General features: G+C 71.8%; 13 protein-coding genes and 2 pseudogenes. 3 read left to right on the top strand and 12 right to left on the bottom strand.

The window, feature by feature from the left end:
* Positions 1 to 61: 61 nt before the first annotated feature.
* The 4 genes from J1792_RS21580 to proS form a co-directional block, all read right to left on the bottom strand.
* Positions 62 to 301 (bottom strand): RNA-binding protein, encoded by a 240-nt coding sequence (locus J1792_RS21580; RefSeq protein WP_086566027.1) that lies wholly within the window; start codon positions 299 to 301, stop codon positions 62 to 64.
* A gap of 2 nt (positions 302 to 303) precedes the next feature.
* A complete protein-coding gene (gene rpsP, locus J1792_RS21575; RefSeq protein ID WP_086566028.1) occupies positions 304 to 735 on the bottom strand; it encodes a 30S ribosomal protein S16 in 432 nt (143 codons plus the stop codon).
* A gap of 302 nt (positions 736 to 1,037) precedes the next feature.
* Positions 1,038 to 1,628 carry a hypothetical protein gene (locus J1792_RS21570; RefSeq protein ID WP_086566029.1) on the bottom strand — a complete coding sequence of 197 codons (591 nt, stop codon included), beginning with the start codon at positions 1,626 to 1,628 and terminating at the stop codon, positions 1,038 to 1,040.
* A gap of 245 nt (positions 1,629 to 1,873) precedes the next feature.
* On the bottom strand, positions 1,874 to 3,289 hold the full coding sequence (gene proS / locus J1792_RS21565; protein WP_086566030.1) for a proline--tRNA ligase: 1,416 nt from the start codon (positions 3,287 to 3,289) through the stop codon (positions 1,874 to 1,876).
* 336 nt (positions 3,290 to 3,625) lie between these two features.
* On the opposite strand from proS, the gene J1792_RS21560 reads away from it, so the two are divergent.
* Entirely contained in the window at positions 3,626 to 4,453 is an 828-nt protein-coding gene (locus tag J1792_RS21560; protein ID WP_086566031.1) for a methyltransferase domain-containing protein, read from the top strand.
* Positions 4,454 to 4,556: 103 nt separating this feature from the next.
* Here the strand turns inward: J1792_RS21560 and ffh are convergent, their stop codons facing one another.
* The 5 genes from ffh to nsdA form a co-directional block, all read right to left on the bottom strand.
* Positions 4,557 to 6,104 (bottom strand): signal recognition particle protein, encoded by a 1,548-nt coding sequence (gene ffh, locus J1792_RS21555; protein WP_086566032.1) that lies wholly within the window; start codon positions 6,102 to 6,104, stop codon positions 4,557 to 4,559.
* A gap of 231 nt (positions 6,105 to 6,335) precedes the next feature.
* Positions 6,336 to 8,729: a [protein-PII] uridylyltransferase gene (locus J1792_RS21550; RefSeq protein WP_086566033.1), complete on the bottom strand. Its 2,394-nt coding sequence runs from the start codon at positions 8,727 to 8,729 to the stop codon at positions 6,336 to 6,338.
* 17 nt (positions 8,730 to 8,746) lie between these two features.
* Positions 8,747 to 9,085 (bottom strand): P-II family nitrogen regulator, encoded by a 339-nt coding sequence (locus J1792_RS21545; RefSeq protein WP_086566034.1) that lies wholly within the window; start codon positions 9,083 to 9,085, stop codon positions 8,747 to 8,749.
* Positions 9,082 to 10,356, bottom strand: a complete 1,275-nt coding sequence (locus J1792_RS21540; protein ID WP_086566035.1) for an ammonium transporter — start codon at positions 10,354 to 10,356, stop codon at positions 9,082 to 9,084. Before J1792_RS21540 ends, J1792_RS21545 begins: the two co-directional genes overlap by 4 nt.
* A 283-nt stretch (positions 10,357 to 10,639) precedes the next feature.
* Complete coding sequence (gene nsdA / locus J1792_RS21535; protein WP_086566036.1) at positions 10,640 to 12,166, bottom strand: transcriptional repressor NsdA; 1,527 nt, start codon at positions 12,164 to 12,166, stop codon at positions 10,640 to 10,642.
* A gap of 427 nt (positions 12,167 to 12,593) precedes the next feature.
* Here nsdA and J1792_RS21530 point away from each other — a divergent pair.
* Positions 12,594 to 13,261, top strand: a pseudogene (locus J1792_RS21530) (bifunctional DNA primase/polymerase).
* A 90-nt stretch (positions 13,262 to 13,351) separates the two neighbouring features.
* Here the strand turns inward: J1792_RS21530 and ftsY are convergent.
* Positions 13,352 to 14,599 carry a signal recognition particle-docking protein FtsY gene (ftsY, locus tag J1792_RS21525; RefSeq protein WP_207248008.1) on the bottom strand — a complete coding sequence of 416 codons (1,248 nt, stop codon included), beginning with the start codon at positions 14,597 to 14,599 and terminating at the stop codon, positions 13,352 to 13,354.
* Between the two features lie 220 nt (positions 14,600 to 14,819).
* On the opposite strand from ftsY, the gene J1792_RS21520 reads away from it, so the two are divergent.
* A complete protein-coding gene (locus tag J1792_RS21520; RefSeq protein WP_242646333.1) occupies positions 14,820 to 16,295 on the top strand; it encodes a purine-cytosine permease family protein in 1,476 nt (491 codons plus the stop codon).
* Positions 16,296 to 16,754: 459 nt separating this feature from the next.
* Here the strand turns inward: J1792_RS21520 and J1792_RS21515 are convergent, their stop codons facing one another.
* Both J1792_RS21515 and smc read right to left on the bottom strand, forming a co-directional pair.
* Positions 16,755 to 18,173 carry a sugar porter family MFS transporter gene (locus J1792_RS21515; RefSeq protein WP_086568613.1) on the bottom strand — a complete coding sequence of 473 codons (1,419 nt, stop codon included), beginning with the start codon at positions 18,171 to 18,173 and terminating at the stop codon, positions 16,755 to 16,757.
* Between the two features lie 190 nt (positions 18,174 to 18,363).
* Positions 18,364 to 21,931, bottom strand: a pseudogene (smc, locus tag J1792_RS21510) (chromosome segregation protein SMC).
* Positions 21,932 to 22,117: the final 186 nt, after the last annotated feature.

Raw genomic sequence — 22,117 nt, 5'->3', positions numbered from 1 at the left:
AACGCGACAACGGGCCGGGAAGGAGATTCCTTCCCGGCCCGTGCCAGTGCTCTATCGCTGCTCAGCGGATGTCATCCACGTCGACCAGGTCGACGCGGATGCCACGGCCGCCGATGGCGCCCACGACGGTGCGCAGTGCGCGCGCGGTGCGGCCGTTGCGGCCGATCACCTTGCCGAGGTCATCGGGGTGAACCCGGACCTCCAGCACGCGCCCGCGACGCAGGTTGCGCGAGGCGACCTGCACTTCGTCGGGGTTGTCGACGATGCCCTTTACGAGGTGCTCGAGGGCCTCCTCGAGCACGCTCAGGCCTCGGTCGACTCAGCGGACTCGGCCTCGGCCTCGTCCTTCTTCTCCGACTTCTTCGCCTTGGGGGTGATGGCCTCACCCTTCGACGCGTCGGCGGCGCTCACGGCGGACTCGAAGAGGCCGCTGACGTCCTTCTTCGGCTCGGCCACGAGCATCGGGGCCGGGGCCGGCAGGCCCTTGAACTTCTGCCAGTCGCCGGTGACCTTGAGGATGGCCATGACGGGCTCGGTCGGCTGGGCGCCGACGCTCAGCCAGTACTGGGCGCGCTCGCTGTTGACCTCGATGCGCGAGGGGTTCTGCACCGGGTGGTACAGACCGATCTCCTCGATGGCCCGGCCGTCACGGCGGGTACGGGAGTCGGCGACGACGATGCGGTAGTGAGGCGAACGGATCTTGCCCAGACGCTTCAGCTTGATCTTGACTGCCACTGGAGTGGTGTCTCCTGGTCTTGACGTGGTTGGGCACAACGAGATGCCACGTGGGGTTTGCGGTACTCGGGGTGCCCGATGGACGCGTCAGCCGGAGGAGAGAGGGGTCCTATGCGACTGTCGAGTACAGCGACCCATTGTGCCACACCCTCGCGTACCTGCCGACCGGGAACCTGCGACCCCGAACCGACCACGAATCCGCCGACCACGAACCCGCCGGCCGCGACACCTGCCGGCGCGGACAGGCCCGGGCCGCACCCCGGGACGTCACCGACTCGGCCGGCCGACGCGAACCACCGGCGTCAGCCGACCGAGACCGCCTCGGGAATGCGGAACGGCTGGCCGCAGCCGCCGCACATGATCGGCGCCTGGGCGAGCACGGACGGGACGACCCGGACGTTGCGCCCGCACTGGCAGACCGCCTTCACCCGCACCCCGCCGCCGGAGGAGCCGTGGCGCGCGGCCGGGCCCCGGAAGGTGCGCGAGGTGTCGGCGGCCGTGGCGACCGTGTGCGCCTTGAGCGCGCGCTGGAGTCTGTCGATGGTGGAGCGGTAGCGCTTGCGCGCCTCGGGGTTGAGCACGACCAGGGAGAAGCCGCTGCTGGGATGCGGCTCATCGCTGTGATCGAGCCCCAGCTCCTCGGCGATCGCCAGGAACCGGCGGTTGTGGTAGCGGCCGGCACGAGAGGTGTCGCGGACACCGCGGGCGGCCGCGATGCCGTGCACTGCCTCGTGCAGCAGCCTTTCGAAGGAGAGCTCGGCGCCACAGGCGGACGACGACTCCCCGATCAACGATTCGGGCGCGGCTAGATCCGGCAGCTCGGGGTGGAACCGCTGAATGTCGGCCCACGCCTGCGCCAGCTCTGCGGCGAGAACAGGTGGTGTCGTGCTCACGTCGTGACAACGAGCCGGGACGGCCCGGTGTTCCGATACCGGGCCATCCCAAATAATTTGCACGTACCAGTCAGTTTCCCGCCTCATACGCCCTGAGGAGGGCGGGTGCGCAGAACTACGGAGAAGGCGGATGAGCCGTGCACCAGTTCGCAAGGTGGGACGTACTGACTCATCAGTAAGGAACACGACCCGGCGCAAACGCCTCGGGCGCGCGCTGGGAAGCGCGCGCCCGAGGACGAGGTGGATCAGTAGGCGCGGGCGACGATCGCCACGGCGCCCGGGGCGTCGTCGGAGTCCGGCACCGAGCCGTCCTCCGCCACCAGGCAGCGCACCGTCACGGCCTGCTCGGCCAGCTTGGCCTCGCCCTCCGCGCCCAGCGTCGCCCACGGAATGCGGGCCCAGCCACCGGCGACAGCGACCTCGGCCGCCTCCTCGATGGTCTTCACGTCCGTCGTGCGGGACTCACGGCGCTCGCGCGACTGGCGCAGCAGCAGCTCCTGGTCCTCCTCCAGGACCTTCGGCAGCAGCGCGGCCAGCTCCTCGATGCGCACCGGCTCCTTGCCGCCCGGAATGCGGCGGGCCAGCATGGCCGTGCCGTTCTCCAGGTCGCGCGGGCCGATCTCGATGCGGACCGGAACGCCCTTGAGCTCCCAGTCCACGGCCCGGCGGCCGAAGGGGGTGTCGGTGCGGTCGTCGACCTGCACCCGCACGCCCGCGGCCTTGAGCACGTCGCCGATCTCGCGGACCTTGGCCAGCACGGCCTCGTCACCCTTGATCGCCAGGACCACGGCCTGGACCGACGCCAGCCGCGGCGGCACGCGCAGACCGCTGTCGTCGCCGTGCGACATGATCAGACCGCCGACCATGCGGGTCGACACGCCCCACGAGGTCTGCCAGACCAGCTCCTGCTGCCCGCCCTTGGACAGGTAGGAGGTGTTGAACGCCTTGGCGAAGTTCTGGCCCAGCTCATGGCTGGTGCCCAGCTGCAGCGCCTTGCCGTCGCCCATCATGCCCTCGAGGGTGAGGGTGTTGATCGCGCCCGCGAAACGCTCCTTGGGCGTCTTGCGGCCGAGGACGACGTCGATGCCCAGGACGTTGACCATGAAGTCGTAGTAGACGTCACGGTGGATCCGGGCCGCGTAGTCGCGGGCGTCCTCGTACGTGGCGTGGGCGGTGTGCCCCTCCTGCCACAGGAACTCGCTCGTCCGCAGGAAGACGCGCGGACGCATCTCCCAACGCACCACGTTCGCCCACTGGTTGATCAGCAGGGGCAGGTCGCGGTAGCTCTGCACCCACTTGGAGAAGTACTCGTTGATGATCGTCTCGGACGTGGGCCGGACCACGACCGGCTCCTCGAGCTCCTTGCCGCCGCCGTGCGTGACGACCGCGAGCTCGGGCGCGAAGCCCTCGACGTGCTCGGCCTCACGCGTCAGGTACGACTGCGGGATGAACATCGGGAAGTACGCGTTGGAGGCGCCCGCGTCCTTGATCCGGGCGTCCATCTCCTGCTGCATGCGCTCCCAGAGCCCGTACCCGTACGGGCGGATGACCATGGTGCCGCGCACCGGGCCGTTGTCGGCCAGCTCGGCCTTGTTGATCAAGTCCTGGTACCAGCGCGGGAAGTCTTCCGCCTGGGGGGTGAGAATGGGAGCCTTTGCCATGCTGCGAATGGTACGGGGCTCACCACGCCGAGTGTGAATCCGTCCGCCGGCCACCCCTCCTTCCCGGCCGCACCGTGCCCGTGTTCGCCTTCCGTTTCCGTATCCGGCCACCCCGCCATTTCGTGCGACGAGCCCCGGCACATGCCATCGTGGGCATACGGGAACGTTCTCGCGCCACCCCCTGGACTCGACGGCGGAAGCGGAGTTCTCTGGCATCGGGGGGTTCTTCACCACAACGCACGGACAGCGGCACTCGCACGGACAGCGGCACTCATGGGGGCGGAACGACGGACCAGGGCACAAGGACACGTCACCCGGCGGATTGGGGCGCATTCGATGACACCTACGCTCGTACGGCGGCACCGGCCGTCCCCGACCTCGCCCGCGTCACGGGCCCGCGACTGGGCGGAAATCCAGGAACGGATGCTGGTACCGCTCTACGAAGCGGTCTACGAACGCCTCGAGGTCGGCCCCGAGACCCGGCTCCTGGGCCTGGGCTGCGGCTCCGGACTCTCCCTGCTCATGGCCGCCGCCCGCGGCGCCACCGTCTGCGGCGTCGACCACGACGGCCGCCGGCTCGAGCTCGCCCGCGAACGACTCCTGCCCGACGGCGCCCCCGAGGACGGCGCCCGGCTCCACCTCGGCGGCCCCGAAGCCGTCCAGGACCCCACGGACGGCCCGTTCACCCTCATCACCGCCTTCGAGCCGCTCCTGACCGCCGCCGGCGACGCCCAGGCCCTCGCCGACGCCCTCTCCCTCGCCGCCGACAAGGCCGTCCAGGGCGCCCCCGTCGTCCTGGCCGGCTGGGGCCCGCAGGAACGCTGCGCCGCCTCCGGCGCGCTGCGCGTCGCCGCCCGCCTGGCCGACCCCATGTGCGCACCCGCCCGCTGGCGCCCCAGCGGGCGCGACGACCTGGAGAACCTCGCCCTCCGGGCCGGCCTCACCCCCGACGGCTCGGGCCGCGTCTCCTGCCCGTACGGCTACGCCGACATGGCCAGCGCCGTCCGCGGCCTGCTGTCCACCGGCGCCTTCGACGCGGCGGTACGGGCCACGGACGAGGAACAGGTCACCAAGGAACTCATCGAGGCGCTCCATCCGCATCTGCGGCGCGACGGCACGGTGTGGATGCCCAACGTGTTCCGCTACCTGATAGCCAGGGTCTAGCCGGGCGGCCGCCGCGATACGCGAAAAGCCCCCCGGCATCCGCCAGGGGGCTTTCCTACGGCCATGACCGCGGCCGTGACCGCTTGTCGACCGCTGTCGCGGATCAGCCCATGAACTTCTTGAACTCGTCGGGGAGTTCGAAGTTCTGCGCGCTCTCGCCGGCCGGCAGGCCCAGCGGATTGTCCGCCTGCGCCGCCTCGCGCCGCGCGGCGGCGGCCTGCTCCTCGGCCTTGCGCTTCATCGGGTTACCGGACTGACGCTTGCCCTTGGACTGCTTCTGCTGCTTCTTCTTACGGGCCGCACCGCCGCCCATGCCCGGCAGGCCCGGCATTCCCGGCATGCCGCCGCCCTGCGCCATGCGCGACATCATCTTGCGGGCGTCGAAGAAACGCTCGACCAGGTTCTTGACGGCGCTGACGTCCACGCCCGAACCCTTGGCGATACGGGCCCGGCGCGAACCGTTGATGATCGTCGGGTCCTGGCGCTCGGCCGGGGTCATCGACTTGATGATCGCGGCGGTGCGGTCGACGTCGCGCTCGTCGAGGTTGTTGATCTGCTCCTTGATCTGGCCCATGCCCGGGAGCATGCCGAGCAGCTTGCTGATCGAGCCCATCTTGCGAACCTGTTCCATCTGGGACAGGAAGTCGTCGAGCGTGAACTCCTTGGGGCCCTTCGCCAGCTTGGCCGCCATCTTCTCGGCCTCGTCCTGGCTGAACGTCTGCTCGGCCTTCTCGATGAGGCTGAGCATGTCGCCCATACCGAGGATGCGGGACGCCATGCGGTCCGGGTGGAAGGCGTCGAAGTCGTCCAGCTTCTCGCCGTTCGAGGCGAACATGATCTGCTTGCCGGTCACATGCGCGACCGACAGCGCGGCACCACCGCGGGCGTCGCCGTCGAGCTTGGAGAGCACCACGCCGTCGAAGCCGACGCCGTCGCGGAAGGCCTCGGCGGTGTTGACCGCGTCCTGGCCGATCATGGCGTCGAGGACGAAGAGGATCTCCTGCGGCTGCACCGCGTCACGGATGTCCGCGGCCTGCTGCATCAGCTCGGCGTCGATGCCGAGGCGGCCGGCGGTGTCGACGATGACGACGTCGTGCTGCTTGGACCGGGCGAACTCGACGGAGTCCTTCGCCACCTGCACCGGGTCGCCGACGCCGTTGCCCGGCTCCGGCGCGAAGATCGCCACACCGGCGCGCTCGGCGACGACGCCGAGCTGGTTGACGGCGTTGGGACGCTGCAGGTCACAGGCGACGAGCAGGGGCGCGTGGCCCTGCTTCTGCAGCCAGCTGCCGAGCTTTCCGGCGAGCGTGGTCTTACCGGCACCCTGCAGACCGGCGAGCATGATCACGGTCGGGCCGGTCTTGGCGAACCGCAGCCGGCGGGTCTCGCCGCCGAGGATCGTGACCAGCTCGTCGTTGACGATCTTGATGACCTGCTGGGCGGGGTTCAGCGCCTGGGAGACCTCGGAGCCGAGGGCCCTCTCCTTGACCTGCCGGATGAAAGACCGCACGACCGGCAGGGCCACGTCGGCCTCAAGCAGGGCGATCCGGATCTCACGCGCCGTGGCGTCGATGTCCGCCTCGGTGAGCCTTCCTTTGCCCCGGAGGGACTTGAAGGTATTCGCCAAGCGGTCGGAGAGAGTGTCGAACACGGCGCTCGTCGGTCCTCAACATCAGGGGGCAGGGTCAATCGCCCTCAAGAGTATCCGGCCCAGAGACCGAACGGCCCGTGCCGGTCGGATTCGACCGGCACGGGCGGAACCTCCGCCTGCGCGGGGAGCGGACCTCGGCGCCGAGCGCCCTGGCCTTGACCTGCGGCTCACCTCCGCACCAGCGGAGAGCACACTCCCGTTCAACGCTCCACTACCCGACAGGGTCACCCCTCACCGCAGAGCTTTCTCCAACGCCGTCGCCAACACCGCCGCCTCCCCCTCCGCCAGCGGCGCCCCCTCCACTCCCGTCACATAGAACGCGTCCACCACGCTTGCCCCCAGCGTGCTCACGTGGGCACTCCGCACCCACACCCCGGCGTCCTCCAGCGCCCGCCCGATGCGGTGGAGCAGGCCGGGGGCGTCCTGGGCGCGGACCTCCAGGACCGTGGCGGCGTGCGAGCCGCCGGTCGCGACGGTGACGCGGGGCGGGGCGTGGGGCACGCCCCGGCGGCGCTTGCCGTAGGCGGCCTCCCGCTCCGCGAGGCGGTCCTCCACGCGCAGGGAGCCGTCCAGGGCCCGTACGAGGTCGCCGCGCAGGCGGGCGGCGTCCGGGAGGGAGCCGTACTCGGCGGCCACGCGCCAGTTCAGCAGGAGGGCGCCGGAGACGGCCCGCAGGTCCGCCGCGCGGACCGTGAGGCGGTGCAGGGCCAGGACGCCGGCCGTGGCGGGCAGGATGCCGGGCCGGTCGGGGACGGCGACGGTCAGCCGCACGGTGTCCGCGACGAGACCGTCGCTCGGCGCACCGAGGACCACCACCGGTCCGGCCGTGCGCAGGGCCTCCTTCGCCAGCCGTTCCTCCTCGTCCGTCGGCGCCGGCTCCGGGCGGTCGGCGACCGGTTCGCCGGCGAGCGCGGCGGCGGCGCGCCGGACCAGGTCGGCGACCAGCGTGGCCCGCCAGTCGCTCCAGGCCGCCGGGCCGGTGGCACGGGCGTCGGCCTCGGTCAGGGCGTGCAGCAGTTCCAGCGTGCCGGTACGCGAGACGGCGTCCGTGACCGTACGGACCGTGGCGGGGTCGTCGAGGTCGCGGCGGGTGGCGGTCTCGGCGAGCAGCAGGTGGTGGCGTACGAGCGTGGTGAGGACGGCGGTGTCCTCGGCGTCGAAGCCGAGGCGGGCGGCGATGTCGGGGACGAGGGCCGCGCCGGCCTCGGAGTGGTCGCCGGGGTACCCCTTGCCCATGTCGTGCAGGAGGGCGGCGACGAGCAGCAGGTCGGGGCGGCCGACGCGCCGGGTGAGGGCGGAGGCCTGGACGGCCGTCTCGACGAGGTGGCGGTCGACGGTCCAGCGGTGGACGGGGTTGCGCTGGGGGCGGCAGCGCACGTGCTCCCACTCGGGCAGGAGCCGGGAGACGATCCCCTCCGCCTCGAGGGCCTCCCAGACGGCCACGGTGGGCTCGCCGGCGCCGAGGAGGGTGACGAGCTGCTCACGGGCCTCGGCCGGCCACGGCACGGGCAGGGGCCCCGCGACCGTCATGCGCCGCACGGCGTGCCGGGACAGCGGCAGTCCGGCCTGCGCGGCGGCGGCCGCGGCGCGCAGGGGGAGCACGGGGTCGCGGTCGGGGCGCGCGGTGCGGGCGAGCACGACCTCGCCGTCCTGCTCGACGACGCCCTCGGCGAGCGGGACGCGCTCGGGTTCGACGAAGCCGCCGCGGCCGCCCCGCCCGCCGAGGATGCGGCGCAGCCGGGGCCGGCCGGAGCGGGACTTCAGCACCCGGCCCACCTCGCGCCAGGTGACCTCGCCGGCGTAGGCGACGGTGTGGGCGGCTTCGTAGACGCCGCGCAGGAGGGCGTCGGCGTCGGGGAGGCCGAGGCCGGCCGCGACCTGGTCCTGTTCCTGGAGGGCGAGCCGGTCGGTGGCGCGGCCGGTGGCCAGGTGGAGGGCGTCGCGGGTGTCGAGGAGCAGGGTGCGGGCCGCCTCGAGTCCTTCGCGGGGCGCGTCGGCGAGCCAGGAGGCGGCGACGGCCCGCAGGGCGGTGGCGTCGCGGAGCCCGCCGCGGGCCTCCTTGAGGTCGGGTTCGAGGAGGAAGCGCAGTTCGCCCTGGCGTCTGGCGCGTTCCTCGCACAGCTCGCGCAGTTCGGGCAGGCGGGCGGGGGCCTGGGCGCGCCAGTCCTCGTAGGCGGTGGTGCGCAGCCGGGCGGTGAGCTCGGGGTCGCCGGCGAGGTGGCGGGCGTCGAGGAGGCCGAGGTGGACCTTGAGGTCGCCAGCCGCGGTCCTGCGGGCCTCGGCGGGGGTGCGTACGGAGTGGTCGAGGGCCAGGCCCATGTCCCATACGGGGTACCAGACGCGGTCGGCTACGGCGGCGATGCCGGTGGCTCCGGCGGTGCCGTCGTGCAGGAGGAGCACGTCGAGGTCGCTGCGCGGGGAGAGCTCGCCGCGCCCGTAGCCGCCGACGGCGACGAGCGCGACGCCCTGGGTGCCGCCGCCCAGGAGCGAGGCCAGCCAGCGGTCGGTGAGGCGGGCGAGCCCGGCCCGCAGGGCCGGGCCGGGCGGCGGCTCCTCGTGCAGGAGCCGCAGCCGGGCCGCCGCGTAGCCGGTGGGTTCCTCGGCGGCCTGACGGTGGGGCGTCACGTGGGGCTCCCTGTCGTTCAGAGCGCGTCCGGGCCGCGCTCGCCGGTGCGGACGCGGACGACGGTGCCGGCGTCGACGACCCAGACCTTGCCGTCGCCGATCTTTCCGGTGCGGGCGGCCTTCACGATCACGTCGACGATGTCCTCGGCGTCGACGTCCTCGGCGAGGACCTCTATGCGGGCCTTGGGCACGAAGTCGACGGTGTACTCGGCGCCCCGGTAGACCTCGGTGTGGCCGCGCTGGCGTCCGTAGCCCCTGGCCTCGGTGACGGTCAGGCCGTGGACGCCGAAGGTCTGCAGCGCGTCCTTGACCGCGTCGAGCTGGTGGGTCTTGATGACGGCGGTGATGAGCTTCATGCGTCCACTTTCCTGGTCGGGTGCTGCGCTGCGGGCGCGGGCGAGCCGGCCCGGGAGGCGGGGGCGCCGCCCACCGCGCTGAGGTCGTAGGCGGATTCGGCGTGGTAGGCCTGGTCGACGCCGCTGATCTCGTCCTCCTCGTCGGCCCGGAAGCCCATCAGCTTGTCGACGAGTTTGGCCAGGAGCCAGGAGACGACGAAGGAGTAGGCCATCACGGAGAAGGCTCCGGCGGCCTGCCGGCCGAGCTGGGTGAGGCCGCCGACGCCGTCGGTGGCGAGGAGGCCGACCAGCAGGGTGCCGATGACGCCGCCGACGAGGTGGACGCCGACGACGTCGAGGGAGTCGTCGAAGCCGAGCTTGAACTTGAGGCCGACGGCCCAGGAGCAGACGGCTCCGGCGACGAGGCCGATGAGGATCGCGCCGAAGGCGTTGACGGCGGCGCCGGAGGGGGTGATGGCGACCAGTCCGGCGACGGCGCCGGAGGCGGCGCCGAGGGTGGTGAACGCGCCGTGCCGGATGCGCTCGTAGGCGAGCCAGCCGAGCATGGCGGCGCCGGTGGCGACCTGGGTGTTCATGGCCATGTTGGCGGCGGTGCCGTTGGCGGAGAGGGCCGAGCCGGCGTTGAAGCCGAACCAGCCGAACCACAGCAGTCCCGCGCCGAGCATCACCAGGGGGAGGCTGTGGGGGCGCATGGGGTCCTTGGCGAAGCCGACGCGCTTGCCGACGACGAGGACGGCGGCCAGGGCGCCGATGCCCGCGTTGATGTGCACGGCGGTGCCGCCGGCGAAGTCGATCACCTTGAGCTTGAAGAGCCAGCCGTCGGCGTGCCAGACCCAGTGCGCGACGGGGAAGTAGACGGCCGTCACCCACAGGGTGATGAACAGGGCCCAGGCGCTGAACTTCACACGGTCCGCGAGGGCGCCGCTCATCAGGGCCGGGGTGATCACGGCGAACATCAGCTGGAAGAGGGCGAAGGCGAGGACCGGGATGCCTTCCTTGCCGCCGGTGAGGGTGTCGGGGGCGATGCCCTTGAGGCCGATGTGGCCGAGGTCGCCCAGCAGTCCGGCCCCGATGTCATCGCCGAACGCGAGGGAGTAGCCGAACAGCACCCATAGGACGGTGACGATGCCGAGCGAGATGAACGACATCATCAGCATGTTGAGCGCGCTCTTGACCCGCACCATGCCCCCGTAGAAGAAGGCCAGGGCCGGTGTCATCAGCATCACGAGCGCGGCACTGATCAATACGAACGCGGTATCTGCGCCATTCAATGTCGATGTCTCCTCGCGGCGGCGGCCCTGCCCCCGTATGGGCTGGTGCTTCCCATGGGCCGGTGTCGCCTCGAGGCTCGCGCAGCGCCGTTTCGGTGGGCGCCACCGGTTGTTTCGCGTGCGTGACGATGGGTGTGGGGGTGTTACGCCGGGGTGAACGGGCGGACATCCGGCCCGGAGTGTGGGCCGGCCGCGACGACCTGCCCGGGGTGACCTGGCGATGGGGGAGCCGAGTCGGGTGTACGGGAGGTCGCCGCGGCCGGGTAAAGGGGGCCGGGCGGGCTCAGACCGCCTGGGCGGCCTCGGCCGGTTCCGGCAGATGGACGGCTAGCTGGTCGGTCAGGTCGACCACCTCGGCGACGTCGCCGAATTCGCGCGCGGCGTTGTCGACGGTCTTGCGCAGGCGGTTGTTCACCCGCTCCGAGCGGACCTGCTTGGCGATCCTGAGCGCCTTGCCGGCGAGGACCGTCGACTCCTCGGGCTCGCGTTCCATGAGGTGCACGGTGGCCATGCCGATGAGGTTGAGGGCGTACGAGCGCTGGTGCTCGCTGTCCTGCGCGAACAGCTCGACGGCCCGCTCCATCTTGGGCCGTGCCAGCGAGGCGTAGGTCGGGCTGCGCCCGGCGACGTAGGCGAGGTCGCGGTAGGAGTGGGCGTTCTCGGCGTTGAGCTCGGCCTCCGAGAAGAACCGGATCCAGTCGGGGTCGCCGTCGCCGCCCCCGCAGTCGGAGAAGCAGTCCTCGGCCATGCTCACGGCGCGCTTGACCTTGGCGGGCTGGCCCATGTTGGCGTAGGCGCGGCCCTCCATCGCATACAACATGGCCTGCGTCCGGGGGGTGGCCGTCTCCCGGGAGCCGTACTGCCCGAGGTGGATCAGCTCGAGGGCGTCGTCGGGCCGCCCGAGGTGGATCATCTGGCGGCTCATGCTGGAGAGGATGTACGAACCCAGGGGGCGGTCCCCGGCCTCCTTCGCGGCGTGCAGGGCGAGCACGAAGTACTTCTGGGCCGTGGGGTGGAGCCCGATGTCGTAGCTCATCCACCCGGCCAGCTGGGCCAGCTCGGCGGCGACGGTGAACAGACGCTGGGCGGTCTCGGCGGGCTGGGGCTCCTGGAGCAGGTCGGTGACCTCGTGGAGCTGGCCGACGACGGCCTTGCGGCGCAGCCCGCCGCCGCACTGGGCGTCCCACTGACGGAACATCACCGTCGTGGACTCCAGGAGCTCCAGCTCCGGGGCCGAGAGCCGGGACCTGCGCGCCCGGTCGCGGTCGGCGCCGCCGCCCTCCCGGCCGGCGCTGCCGGGCACCAGCCAGCGCTGCATGGGCTCGATGAGGGCGGGCCCCGCGGAGAGCGCCAGCGAGGTCCCGAGGAAGCCCCGCCGCGCCAGCATCAGGTCGCTGCGGGAGAACTCGCTGAGCAGCTCGACGGTCTGGGGGCCCGCCCAGGGCAGGTCCACGCCCGACACGGACGGCGACTGGTGCGCGGCCCGCAGCCCGATGTCCTCGACGCCGACGACGCAGCCGAAGCGTTCGGAGAACAGCTCGGAGAGGATCTTCGGAATGGGCTCGCGCGGCTGCTCGCCGTCCAGCCAGCGGCGCACCCTCGAGGTGTCCGTGCTGATGTGGTGAGCGCCCAACTGGCGCGCCCTTCGGTTCACTTGCCGGGCCAGCTCGCCCTTCGACCAGCCGCTGCGCAGGAACCACGAATTCAGCTGCTCGTTGGGGCGCTTCTCGGCCTTGTCGGCCTTGTCGGCACCGCCGGTACCGCTGACATTGCCGCCCACGGGAACGCCCCCATCCGAGAAATTCTGCATATCTGCATCTACCGCTGCATCCACTGCCGCATCCACCGCGTCCGCAATCCATCGCGTCCGCCGCGCCGCCCGGGGCGGCCGCGCGTGAACCCCCAACAGCCTGCCGCTCGTCGGGGCCGCTTGTCCGGCGGGTTTCATGTACCGAAAGTAATCCTACGATCACCGCTCACGCGAGGGCAGTCCAGTAAACGCCACCATTCGCCACCCCAACGTATGAACCCCTTCCTCCCGCATCGCGATTGACTTGACACCGGACATCGGCAGCAAAACCCGTAAAGAGGTGGACTGTTGTGCGCCACGGCGTGCGGCCCACTCCGCACCACCCCCCGCACACCGTCACGCCGTCACAGAGCAGAGGTCCGCGACCGTGCGTGTCCGAGACACTCCGACACGTAACCATCCGCGAGCACGACCCGTTGGAGGGGGCATGGGCTTCACAATCGGCGGCATCCGGGACCGGCGCTCGAGCTCTCGGCGCCGAGGCCGCGCGTCGGAATCCGTGATGACGGTCGCGGAGTACACGGGTCTGTGGGGGTGGGACGTCGTCCCCGGGGCCCGGGCCACCCGCGGCGGTCACGTGACCTGCTCGTGCGACGCCGCCGACTGCCCCTCCCCGGCGCCCATCCCCTCTCCTTCGCCCCCTCGGTCCCGGCCGGCGCCACGCTGGACGAGGCCGCGACCGCCTGGGCCGACATGCCGGGCGCGGCCGTGCTGCTGCCCGTGGGGCGGTCCTTCGACGTCCTGGAGGTCGCCGAGGCGGCGGGCCGGCACGCGCTGGCGCGGCTGGAGCGCATGGGAGTGCCGCTGGGCCCGGTCGCCCTCGCGCCGCACGGCCGCGCGCTGTTCTTCGTCGCCCCGGGCGCCGCCGCCGAACTCCCCCAGCTCCTCTACCGCATGGGGTGGGACGACGCCCGCCTGGACCTGCGGGGGCTGGGGCTCGGCGATCACATCACCGCCCCGCCGTCCGACCACGCCGGGCTGGGGCCGATGCGATGGCTGCTGCCGCCCACGCTCGACACGGCGGGACGGCCGCCGGAGGCCCGCCTGCTGCTGGGGACGCTGGCGTACGTCTGCCATCGGTCGGGCGGGGTGTGACGGAACGGGATGTGACGGAACGGAAGGGGCCCCGAGACGCTCTCGCGTCTCGGGGCCCCTTCCGTTCCGTCTGTCGCGTGGCTCGCGGGTCTAGTCGCCGATCAGGGCGTCCACGAACGCCTCCGGCTCGAACGGCGCCAGGTCGTCCGCGCCCTCGCCCAGGCCGACCAGCTTCACCGGTACGCCCAGCTCGCGCTGGACGGCGACGACGATGCCGCCCTTGGCGGTGCCGTCCAGCTTGGTCAGCACGATGCCGGTGATGTCCACGACCTCGGCGAAGACGCGCGCCTGCACCAGGCCGTTCTGACCGGTGGTGGCGTCGAGGACGAGCAGCACCTCGTCGACCGAGCCGTGCTTCTCCAGGACGCGCTTGACCTTGCCGAGCTCGTCCATGAGCCCGGTCTTGGTGTGCAGCCGGCCGGCGGTGTCGACGAGGACGACGTCCGCGTTCTCGGCGATGCCCTCCTTGACCGCGTCGAAGGCGATCGACGCCGGGTCGCCGGCCTCCGGGCCGCGGACGGTGCGGGCGCCGACGCGCTCGCCCCACGTCTGCAGCTGGTCGGCGGCGGCGGCACGGAAGGTGTCCGCCGCGCCGAGCACGACGGACTTGCCGTCGGCGACGAGCACGCGTGCGAGCTTGCCGGTGGTGGTGGTCTTGCCGACGCCGTTGACGCCGACGACCATCACGACGCCGGGCTTCTCCTCGCCGTTCACGCCCACACCGGGCTCGGTGTGGACGGAGCGGTCGGCCTCGGTGCCGATGAGGGTGAGCAGCTCCTCGCGGAGCAGGGTGCGCAGTTCCTCGGGGGTGCGGGTGCCGAGCACCTTCACGCGCTCGCGCAGCCGCTCCACCAGCTCCTGGGTGGGGGTGACGCCGACGTCGGCGACGAGCAGGGTGTCCTCGATCTCCTCCCAGGTGTCCTCGTCGAGGTGCTCACGGGAGAGCAGGGTCAGCAGACCCTTGCCGAGGGAGTTCTGCGAGCGGGACAGCCGGGCGCGCAGGCGCACGAGGCGGCCGGCCGTGGGCTCGGGAATCTCGATCTCGGGTGCGGCCGGTACCGCGGCCTCGACCGCGGTCTCCGGCTCGACGACCGGTGCGCTCTCCTCCGCCGGGGCGGGGGCCGTGGGGAGCTCGACCTCTTCGATGGTGCGGCGCGGCTGCGCGGTGGAGGGTTCGGCCTCCTCGCCGACGTGCGGCTCGGCGGGCGGCGCGGTGACGGACGGGCTGCTCGGAGGAGCGGGCGGCAGCTGCTTCTTCTTGCGGCTGCTGACCACGAGCCCGCTGATCGCGCCGAGCGCGACCACAGCGATGAGTACAGCAAGGATGACGATGTCCATAACGCACCCAGTATCGGACACCGGCGGGTGCGGGCGCTGCGGCGCCTCGGCGTGTGGCGTCCTTGTGGTTTTCCACAAGGACGAATGACCCTAACTGCACAAAGTTAGATCAAAGTACGATGGCGTGGGCTCGCGTGACGCGCGTAGAGTCCCAACGTCCCTTTCTGCCCAGGCCCCGCCCTGTCACACCCCGCACGGAGCCCCCGCTATGGCCCCCACCATGGACAACGCTGCCGACGGCGCCAACGTGTCCAGCGCCGAGAGCGCCATCGAGACCCGCGGCATCGAGCCCGTACCCGACCACGAGCGGCACGGCCGGGTCCGGGAGCTCTTCCCGACCTGGGTCGCCGCCAACATCAGTGTGCTGCTGCTCACGATGGGTGCGGCGCTGGTCGTCTTCAACGCCCTGAACTTCTGGCAGGTCCTGATCGTCGCGGCGTGCGCCGCGCTCGTCTCGTTCGGCCTGGTCGGCGTGCTGTCCGTGTCCGGCAAGTGGGGCGGCGCGCCCGGCGCGATGCTCTCGCGGGCCACGTTCGGCGTGCGCGGAAACCTCTTCCCGGGCGCGATCCTGTGGGTCGCCCGCTTCGGCTGGGAGACGATCAACGCGGTCACCGGCGCGTACGCCGTGCTCACCGTTCTCGACCTGCTCTTCGGCGTGAAGAGCAACACGGTGCTGATCGTCGTCACCCTGTTCGTCTTCGTGGCCTGCACGTTCCTGGTCAGCGGCATGGGGCGCAAGGCGCTCAACGTCTGCAACACCTGGTCGACGTACCTGTTCGGCCTCTTCAGCGTGCTGGTCCTCGGCTACCTGATCATGAACATCTCGTGGGACGACGTCTTCTCCAAGCCCGCGGGCACGACCGCCATGGTGATCGCCGGCATCGGGACCATCGCCGCCGGCGGCATCAGCTGGGTGCCCACCGGGCCGGACTTCACGCGGTACCTGCCGCACGCCGCGTCGGGCAAGAAGATCGTCGGCGTCACGGTGTCCGGTGCGGGTCTGGTCATGGTGCCGATGGTGCTCATGGGCGCCGTGATGGCCGTCTCCACGCCCAAGCTCGCCGACGCCCCGGACCCCGTGTCCTTCCTCGGTGACATCCTCCCGACGTGGCTGGCCGTGCCGTACCTGGCCACCGCGATCGTCGGCATGCTGCTGATCAACAGCCTCTCGATGTACTCGGCCGGCTTCACCGCCCAGACCATGGGCGTGAAGCTGCCGCGCGCGATGGCCGTCAGCATCAACGCGGCGATCTCGCTCATCGGCGGTCTGATGCTGATGCTGGTCGCCAAGAGCTTCCTCAGCTCCTTCATCACCTTCCTGATCCTGCTGGCCGTCTCCTTCTCGGCCTGGATCGGCGTGTACGCGGTCGACATGGCGCGGCGCCGGGTGCGCGCCGTGCGCTATGACGCGGAGGCGCTGATGGACACGGGTCGTACGAGCCGGTACTGGTACGTGGGCGGCTTCTGCTGGCAGGCGATGACGGCCTGGGCCGTGGCGCTGATTGCGGGCGTCTGCTTCACGAAGTGCGACTGGTTCACCGGGCCGTTCGCCTCGACGTTCGTCGGCAGGTACGGGCTGGGATGGGCGGCGACGATCGTGATCTCGGCGGTGCTGATGGCGGTGCTGCCGGTGCCGCGGGAGGATGTGGCGGTGGCGGAGGCCGCTGGTGCGGAGCGCGAGAAGGTTGCCGCGTAGGCGCTGACCGCTGACGCTGGTTGCTTGAGGGCCCCCTGGATGGGGGCCCTCTTTGCGTTGTGCGTGGGGGGCGGGGCCGGGGCGGGAGGGGCCGGGCCCTTACGGGGCTGGATTATTTACGGCCCGGAGCCGTCTACGGAGTTGGTCACCCCGCACTTGGGCCGCAAATAACCCCTACGTCCCTCTCAGGGCCCGGCCCCCCACCCCGGCCCCTCCGGCCGGACCTTTGGCTGCGGGCGGTGGGGGCGGTCGCCCCGCCTGCCTGTTTGTGGGCAATCGCCCCGCCCGTTTGTGGGCAATCGTTCCGCTGGGCGGAACGGGTGGGCACAAACGGGCCCACCGGGCCGCACCCACCCCCTTCCGGTGCCCCGGTTCCGGGCCGGGGTACAAGAAAAGGGCGTTGCCCCGGCATCTTGCCGGGGCAACGCCCTTTCGAGGAGAGGGGCGGCGGGGGGGGGGTTAGCCCATCTCCTCCAACGCCTTGCCCTTCGTCTCCTTGACGTACTTGAGTACGAAGGGAATCGAGAGCACGGCGAAGATCGCGTAGATCACGTACGCACCGGAGAGGTTCCAGTCCGCCAGGCTCGGGAAGCTGGCCGTGATGGCCCAGTTCGCGAGCCACTGGGCGGACGCGGCCACGCCGAGCGCGGCGGCGCGGATGCGGTTGGGGAACATCTCGCCCAGGAAGACCCAGACCACGACGCCCCAGGAGAGGGCGAAGAAGAGGACGAAGGCGTGGGCCGCGATCAGGGCCACGGTTCCCTGGGTGGTGGGCAGGGTGCCGTCCGCCGTCTTGGAGGCGAAGGCCCAGGCCTCGAGGGCGAGGGAGAGCGCCATGCCGACGGAGCCGATGAGGGCGAGCGGCTTGCGGCCGATGCGGTCGACGAGGACCATCGCGATCACGGTGCCGACGATGTTGATGATCGACGTCGTGAAGCTGTAGAAGAACGAGCTCTCCGGGTTCACGCCCACCGACTGCCACAGCGTCGAGGAGTAGTAGAACGCGACGTTGATGCCGACGAACTGCTGGAAGACCGAGAGGCCGATGCCGACCCAGACGATCGGCAGGAAGCCGAAGCGGCCGCCGAGCAGGTCCTTGAAGGTGGACTTCTGCTCGCTCTTCATGGCGTGCTCGATCTCGGCGACGCGCTTGTCGAGGTCGACGGTGTGACCCTCGACGTCGGCCAGGACCTTCTTGGCCTTGTCGGTCTTGCCGACCGAGATCAGGAAGCGGGGGGACTCGGGGATGGCGAAGGAGAGCAGGCCGTAGAGGACGGCCGGGACGACCATGACGCCGAGCATGAGCTGCCAGGCCTCGATGCCCATGAGCTTGCCGCGCTGGTCGCCGTCGGCGACGTTGAGGATGCCCCAGTTGACCAGCTGCGAGACGGCGATGCCGATGACGATCGCGGCCTGCTGGAACGCGCCGAGGCGGCCGCGGTAGGCCGGCGGGGAGACCTCGGCGATGTAGGCCGGGCCGATGACGGAGGCCATGCCGATGGCGATGCCGCCGAGGACGCGCCAGAAGGCGAGGTCCCACAGGGCGAAGGGCAGGGCCGAGCCGACGGCGCTGATGGTGAACAGCGTCGCCGAGATCTGCATGACGCGGATGCGGCCGATGCGGTCGGCGACCCGGCCCGCGGTGGCGGCACCGATGGCGCAGCCGATCAGGGCGATGGCGATGACCTGGGCGAGGGCGGCCGAACCGATGTCGTACTTCCCCCGGATGCCCTCGACAGCGCCGTTGATCACGGAGCTGTCGTAGCCGAAGAGGAAACCACCCATGGCCGCGGCCGCGGTGATGAAGATGACGTGGCCGAGGTGGTCCGGTTGGGCCTTGCGGCCCTCGGACGCCTGCGCCGGCGCGGTGCTGGTCAACGTGTACTCCTGGAACCCGGCCACGTTGCCGGGGTGGGGGGGCCTTTCCAGTGGCGCACAAGATCGAAGTGACCACCACTTGAAGGCGTAAGCAACGTGGGAGACCCTATGTCTTCAATTTTCTAAGTCAATAGGTTGTGACCAAGATGTTTCCCCAGAGTTTTCCAGGTGTTGAGTTCAATAGTTGAAGCTAACGGAGGCGTTGGCTGATCACCTTCGACACTCCGTCGCCCTGCATCGACACTCCGTAGAGCGCGTCGGCCACCTCCATCGTGCGTTTCTGGTGCGTGATCACGATCAGCTGGGAGCTCTCCTGGAGCTCCTTCATGATCCTGATCAGGCGCTGGAGGTTGGTGTCGTCCAGCGCCGCCTCGACCTCGTCCATGACGTAGAACGGGCTCGGGCGGGCCTTGAAGATCGCCACGAGCAGGGCGACCGCGGTCAGGGAGCGCTCGCCGCCCGACAGCAGGGACAGCCGCTTGACCTTCTTGCCGGGGGGCCTGGCCTCCACGTCCACGCCGGTGGCCAGCATGTCGTCCGGGTCGGTGAGGACCAGACGGCCCTCGCCGCCGGGGAAGAGCCGGGAGAAGACGCCCTCGAACTCCCGGGCCGTGTCGTGGTACGCCGCCGTGAAGACCTCCTCCACCCGCCGGTCGACGTCCTTCACCACCTGCAGGAGGTCCGCGCGGGTCTTCTTGAGGTCCTCGAGCTGCTCGGAGAGGAACTGGTGGCGCTCCTCCAGCGCCGCGAACTCCTCGAGGGCGAGGGGATTGACCTTGCCCAGCTGCTGATAGGCCCGTTCGGCCGCCCTCAGGCGCTTCTCCTGCTCGCCGCGGACGTAGGGGACGGGCTGGTTGCGGGGGTGGTCCGGGTCGTCGGGGAGCTCCTCGCCCTCGGCCGGCGGCGAGGGGGGTACGGGCTGGTCGGGGCCGTACTCCGCGGCCAGGGCCGTGGGCTCCACGCCCAGCTCCTCCAGTGCCTTCGCCTCCAGCTGCTCGATGCGCAGCCGCTTCTCCGCGCCCAGCACCTCGCCCCGGTGGACCGAGTCGGTGAGCTTGTCCAGCTCCGACTTCAGCTCGCGCGCCCGGTCGCGGCCCACGGTCAGCTCGCGTTCGCGCTCGGCCTTCGCGGCCTCCGCCGCCCGGCGCTCCTCGTCGGCCCGTACGAGCGAGAGCTCGACGTGCGCCAGCAGCTGCCGGGCGCCGGCCGCCACCGCCGAGGCGACCTGGGCCTCGTGGCGCAGCCGCGCCTGCCGCTGCTCCGCGCGGGCCCGTGCCTCGCGCTCGGCGCGGGCCGCGCGGTCGAGGCCGTCGGCCCGCCCGGCGAGGGCCTTCATGCGCTCCTCGTGGGTACGGACCTGCAGGCGCGCCTCCATCTCGGTCTGCCGGGCGTTCGCGCCGTCGGCGGCGAGGCGGTCCCGTACGGAGGTGTCGGGTTCGTCGGTGCCGTCCTCGTCGCCCAGGGCCCGCTCCTGGGCCGCGGCCAGGCGCTCGGCGAGTTCCTCGGCCTCCTCGGTGGCGCGCCGGAGCGCCTCCTGCGCCCGCTCGGCGGCGGCCGTCGTCCGCTCGGCCTCGCCGGCGGCGGCGCGGGCCTGCCCGGCGAGGCGTCCCAGGGCCTGTGCGGCCTGTGACTTCTCCCGGTCGGCGGCGCTGCGCCGGGCGGCCAGCTCCTCCACGAGCGCGGCGTGGCGGGCGCGCTGTTCCTGGGCCTCCTCGCGTGCCGCGGTCAGCTCGGCGCAGCGGGCGTCGAGCTCGGTGAGCTCCGCGGTGGCCTCGTCGACGGCGGCCTGGGTCTCGATGAGGCTGGGTGCGCCGCCGGAGCCGCCCTGGGCGATGTGAGCGCCGAGCAGGTCGCCCTCGGCGGTGACGGCGATCAGGCCGGGGTGGGTGGTGACGAGGTGTTCGGCGTCCTCGAGGGTGTCGACGACGACGATGTCGCGCAGGAGTCTGCGCACGGCGGGCAGCAGGTCCAGGGGGCGCGGACGAGGTCGGCCGCGGCGAGGTGGGGGCGGGCGCGGCCGGGGCGGCGGCGTCGCAGGGGGCTCCGCTCAGCAGGAGCACGGCTCGGCCGGCGTCCTCCTTCTTCAGCAGGCGCAGGGCCTCGGCCGCGGCGGCGGGTCCGGTCACGGCGACGGCGTCGGCCGCGGCGCCGAGGGCGGTGGCGACGGGGAGTTCGTGGCCGGGGGTGACCGACAGGAGTCCGGCGGCCGGGCCGAGCAGCCCGCCCAATCGTTCCTTCGCCGCCAGCAGCGCGCCCGTGCCGTCCTTGCGCCGCAGGCCCAGGGCGAGGGCGTCGCGGCGGGCGGTGATCGCGGCGCGGCGGCGTTCGGCCTCGGTGGCCGCCTCGCGGGCGGCGTTGAGGGCGCTGTCGGCGGCGGCGAGGTCCGCCTTGGCGCGGTCGTGGCGGGCGGCGAGTTCGGCGTCGTCCGCATCGGCGCCGTCGGCCTCGGCCTGGTGCCGTTCGTACTCCTCCTGTGCGGCGGCGGCCCGTTCGCGGGCCTCGTCGCGGGCGGCGGCCAGGCGGCCGATCTCGGCCTCGGCCGAGGCGGCGCGGCCGCGGGCGGCGGTGACCTGACCGTGCAGGCGGGCGAGCTGTTCGCGGCGGTCGGCGATGGCGCGGGCGGCGTCGCGCAGGCGGCGTTCCTCCTCGGCCAGGCGGCGTTCGAGGCCGGCGCGGTGTTCGGCGGTGTCCTCCAGGGCGCGGCTCGCGGCCTCGAGGGCGGCGTCGAGTTCGGCCTCCTGCTCGCGGACGCGGGCGGCCTCGCGTTCGAGGTCCTCGGGGTCGCGGCCGCGGCGCTCCTCGGCGGGGGCGGCGGTGGCGCTGGTGACGCGGGCGTCGGCGAGGGAGATGGTGCCGCGCACGCGTTCGGCGAGGCGGGAGAGTTCGTACCAGGTCTGCTGGGCCGCGGCCAGGCGCGGCGTCAGTTCGCGCACCTGCTCCTCGAGGGCCGCCTCCCGCTGGGCGGCCGCGTGCAGCTCCGTCTCGGCGGCCTCCTTGCGGGTCTTGAGGGCGGCCTCGTCGGCGATCTCCGCGCGCAGGGCCTCGCGCAGGGTGACCAGGTCGTCGGCGAGCAGGCGCAGCCGGGCGTCGCGCAGGTCGGCCTGGATGACGGCGGCCCGGCGGGCGACGGCGGCCTGGCGGCCGAGCGGCTTGAGCTGGCGGCGCAGTTCGTCGGTGAGGTCCTGGACGCGGGCGAGGTTGGCCTTCATCGCGTCGAGCTTCCGCAGCGCCTTCTCCTTGCGCTTGCGGTGCTTGAGGACGCCGGCGGCCTCCTCGATGAAGGCGCGGCGGCCCATGGGGTCGGCGTGCAGGACGGAGTCGAGCTGGCCCTGTCCGACGATGACGTGCATCTCGCGGCCGATGCCGGAGTCGGAGAGGAGTTCCTGGATGTCGAGGAGGCGGCAGGTGTCGCCGTTGAGCTGGTATTCGCTGCCGCCGTTGCGGAACATGATCCGCGTGATGGTGACCTCGGCGTAGTCGATGGGCAGGGCACCGTCGGAGTTGTCGATGGTGAGGGAGACCTCGGCGCGGCCCAGCGGGGGGCGGCCGGTCGTCCCGGCGAAGATGACGTCCTCCATCTTGCCGCCGCGCAGGGACTTGGCGCCCTGCTCTCCCATGACCCAGGAAAGCGCGTCGACGACATTGGACTTTCCGGAGCCGTTGGGGCCCACGACACAGGTGATGCCGGGCTCGAAGCGCAGGGTGGTGGCGGAAGCGAAGGATTTGAACCCGCGCAGGGTCAGGCTCTTGAGGTGCACGCGGAAGGACTTTACCGCGCGCCGGTGCACCCTCCCGGCGTGCGGGAGCCGTGGGCGCGCCGCCTCTTTTCCCGGGCTTCACCCGCTGGTTTCACCTGTGAAGAGGCCGGGCAGATCACTTGGGAGAGGACGGGGAGAAGACGTCGTGACCAGCCGGGAAACGACGAAGGGACGCCGAAGCGTCCC

Origin of the sequence: Streptomyces triculaminicus (genome assembly GCF_017349075.1) — a bacterium.
GTDB lineage: Bacteria > Actinomycetota > Actinomycetes > Streptomycetales > Streptomycetaceae > Streptomyces > Streptomyces triculaminicus.
Note: the sequence above shows the minus strand (reverse complement) of the source record. Positions and strands in the feature narration are given on the sequence as shown.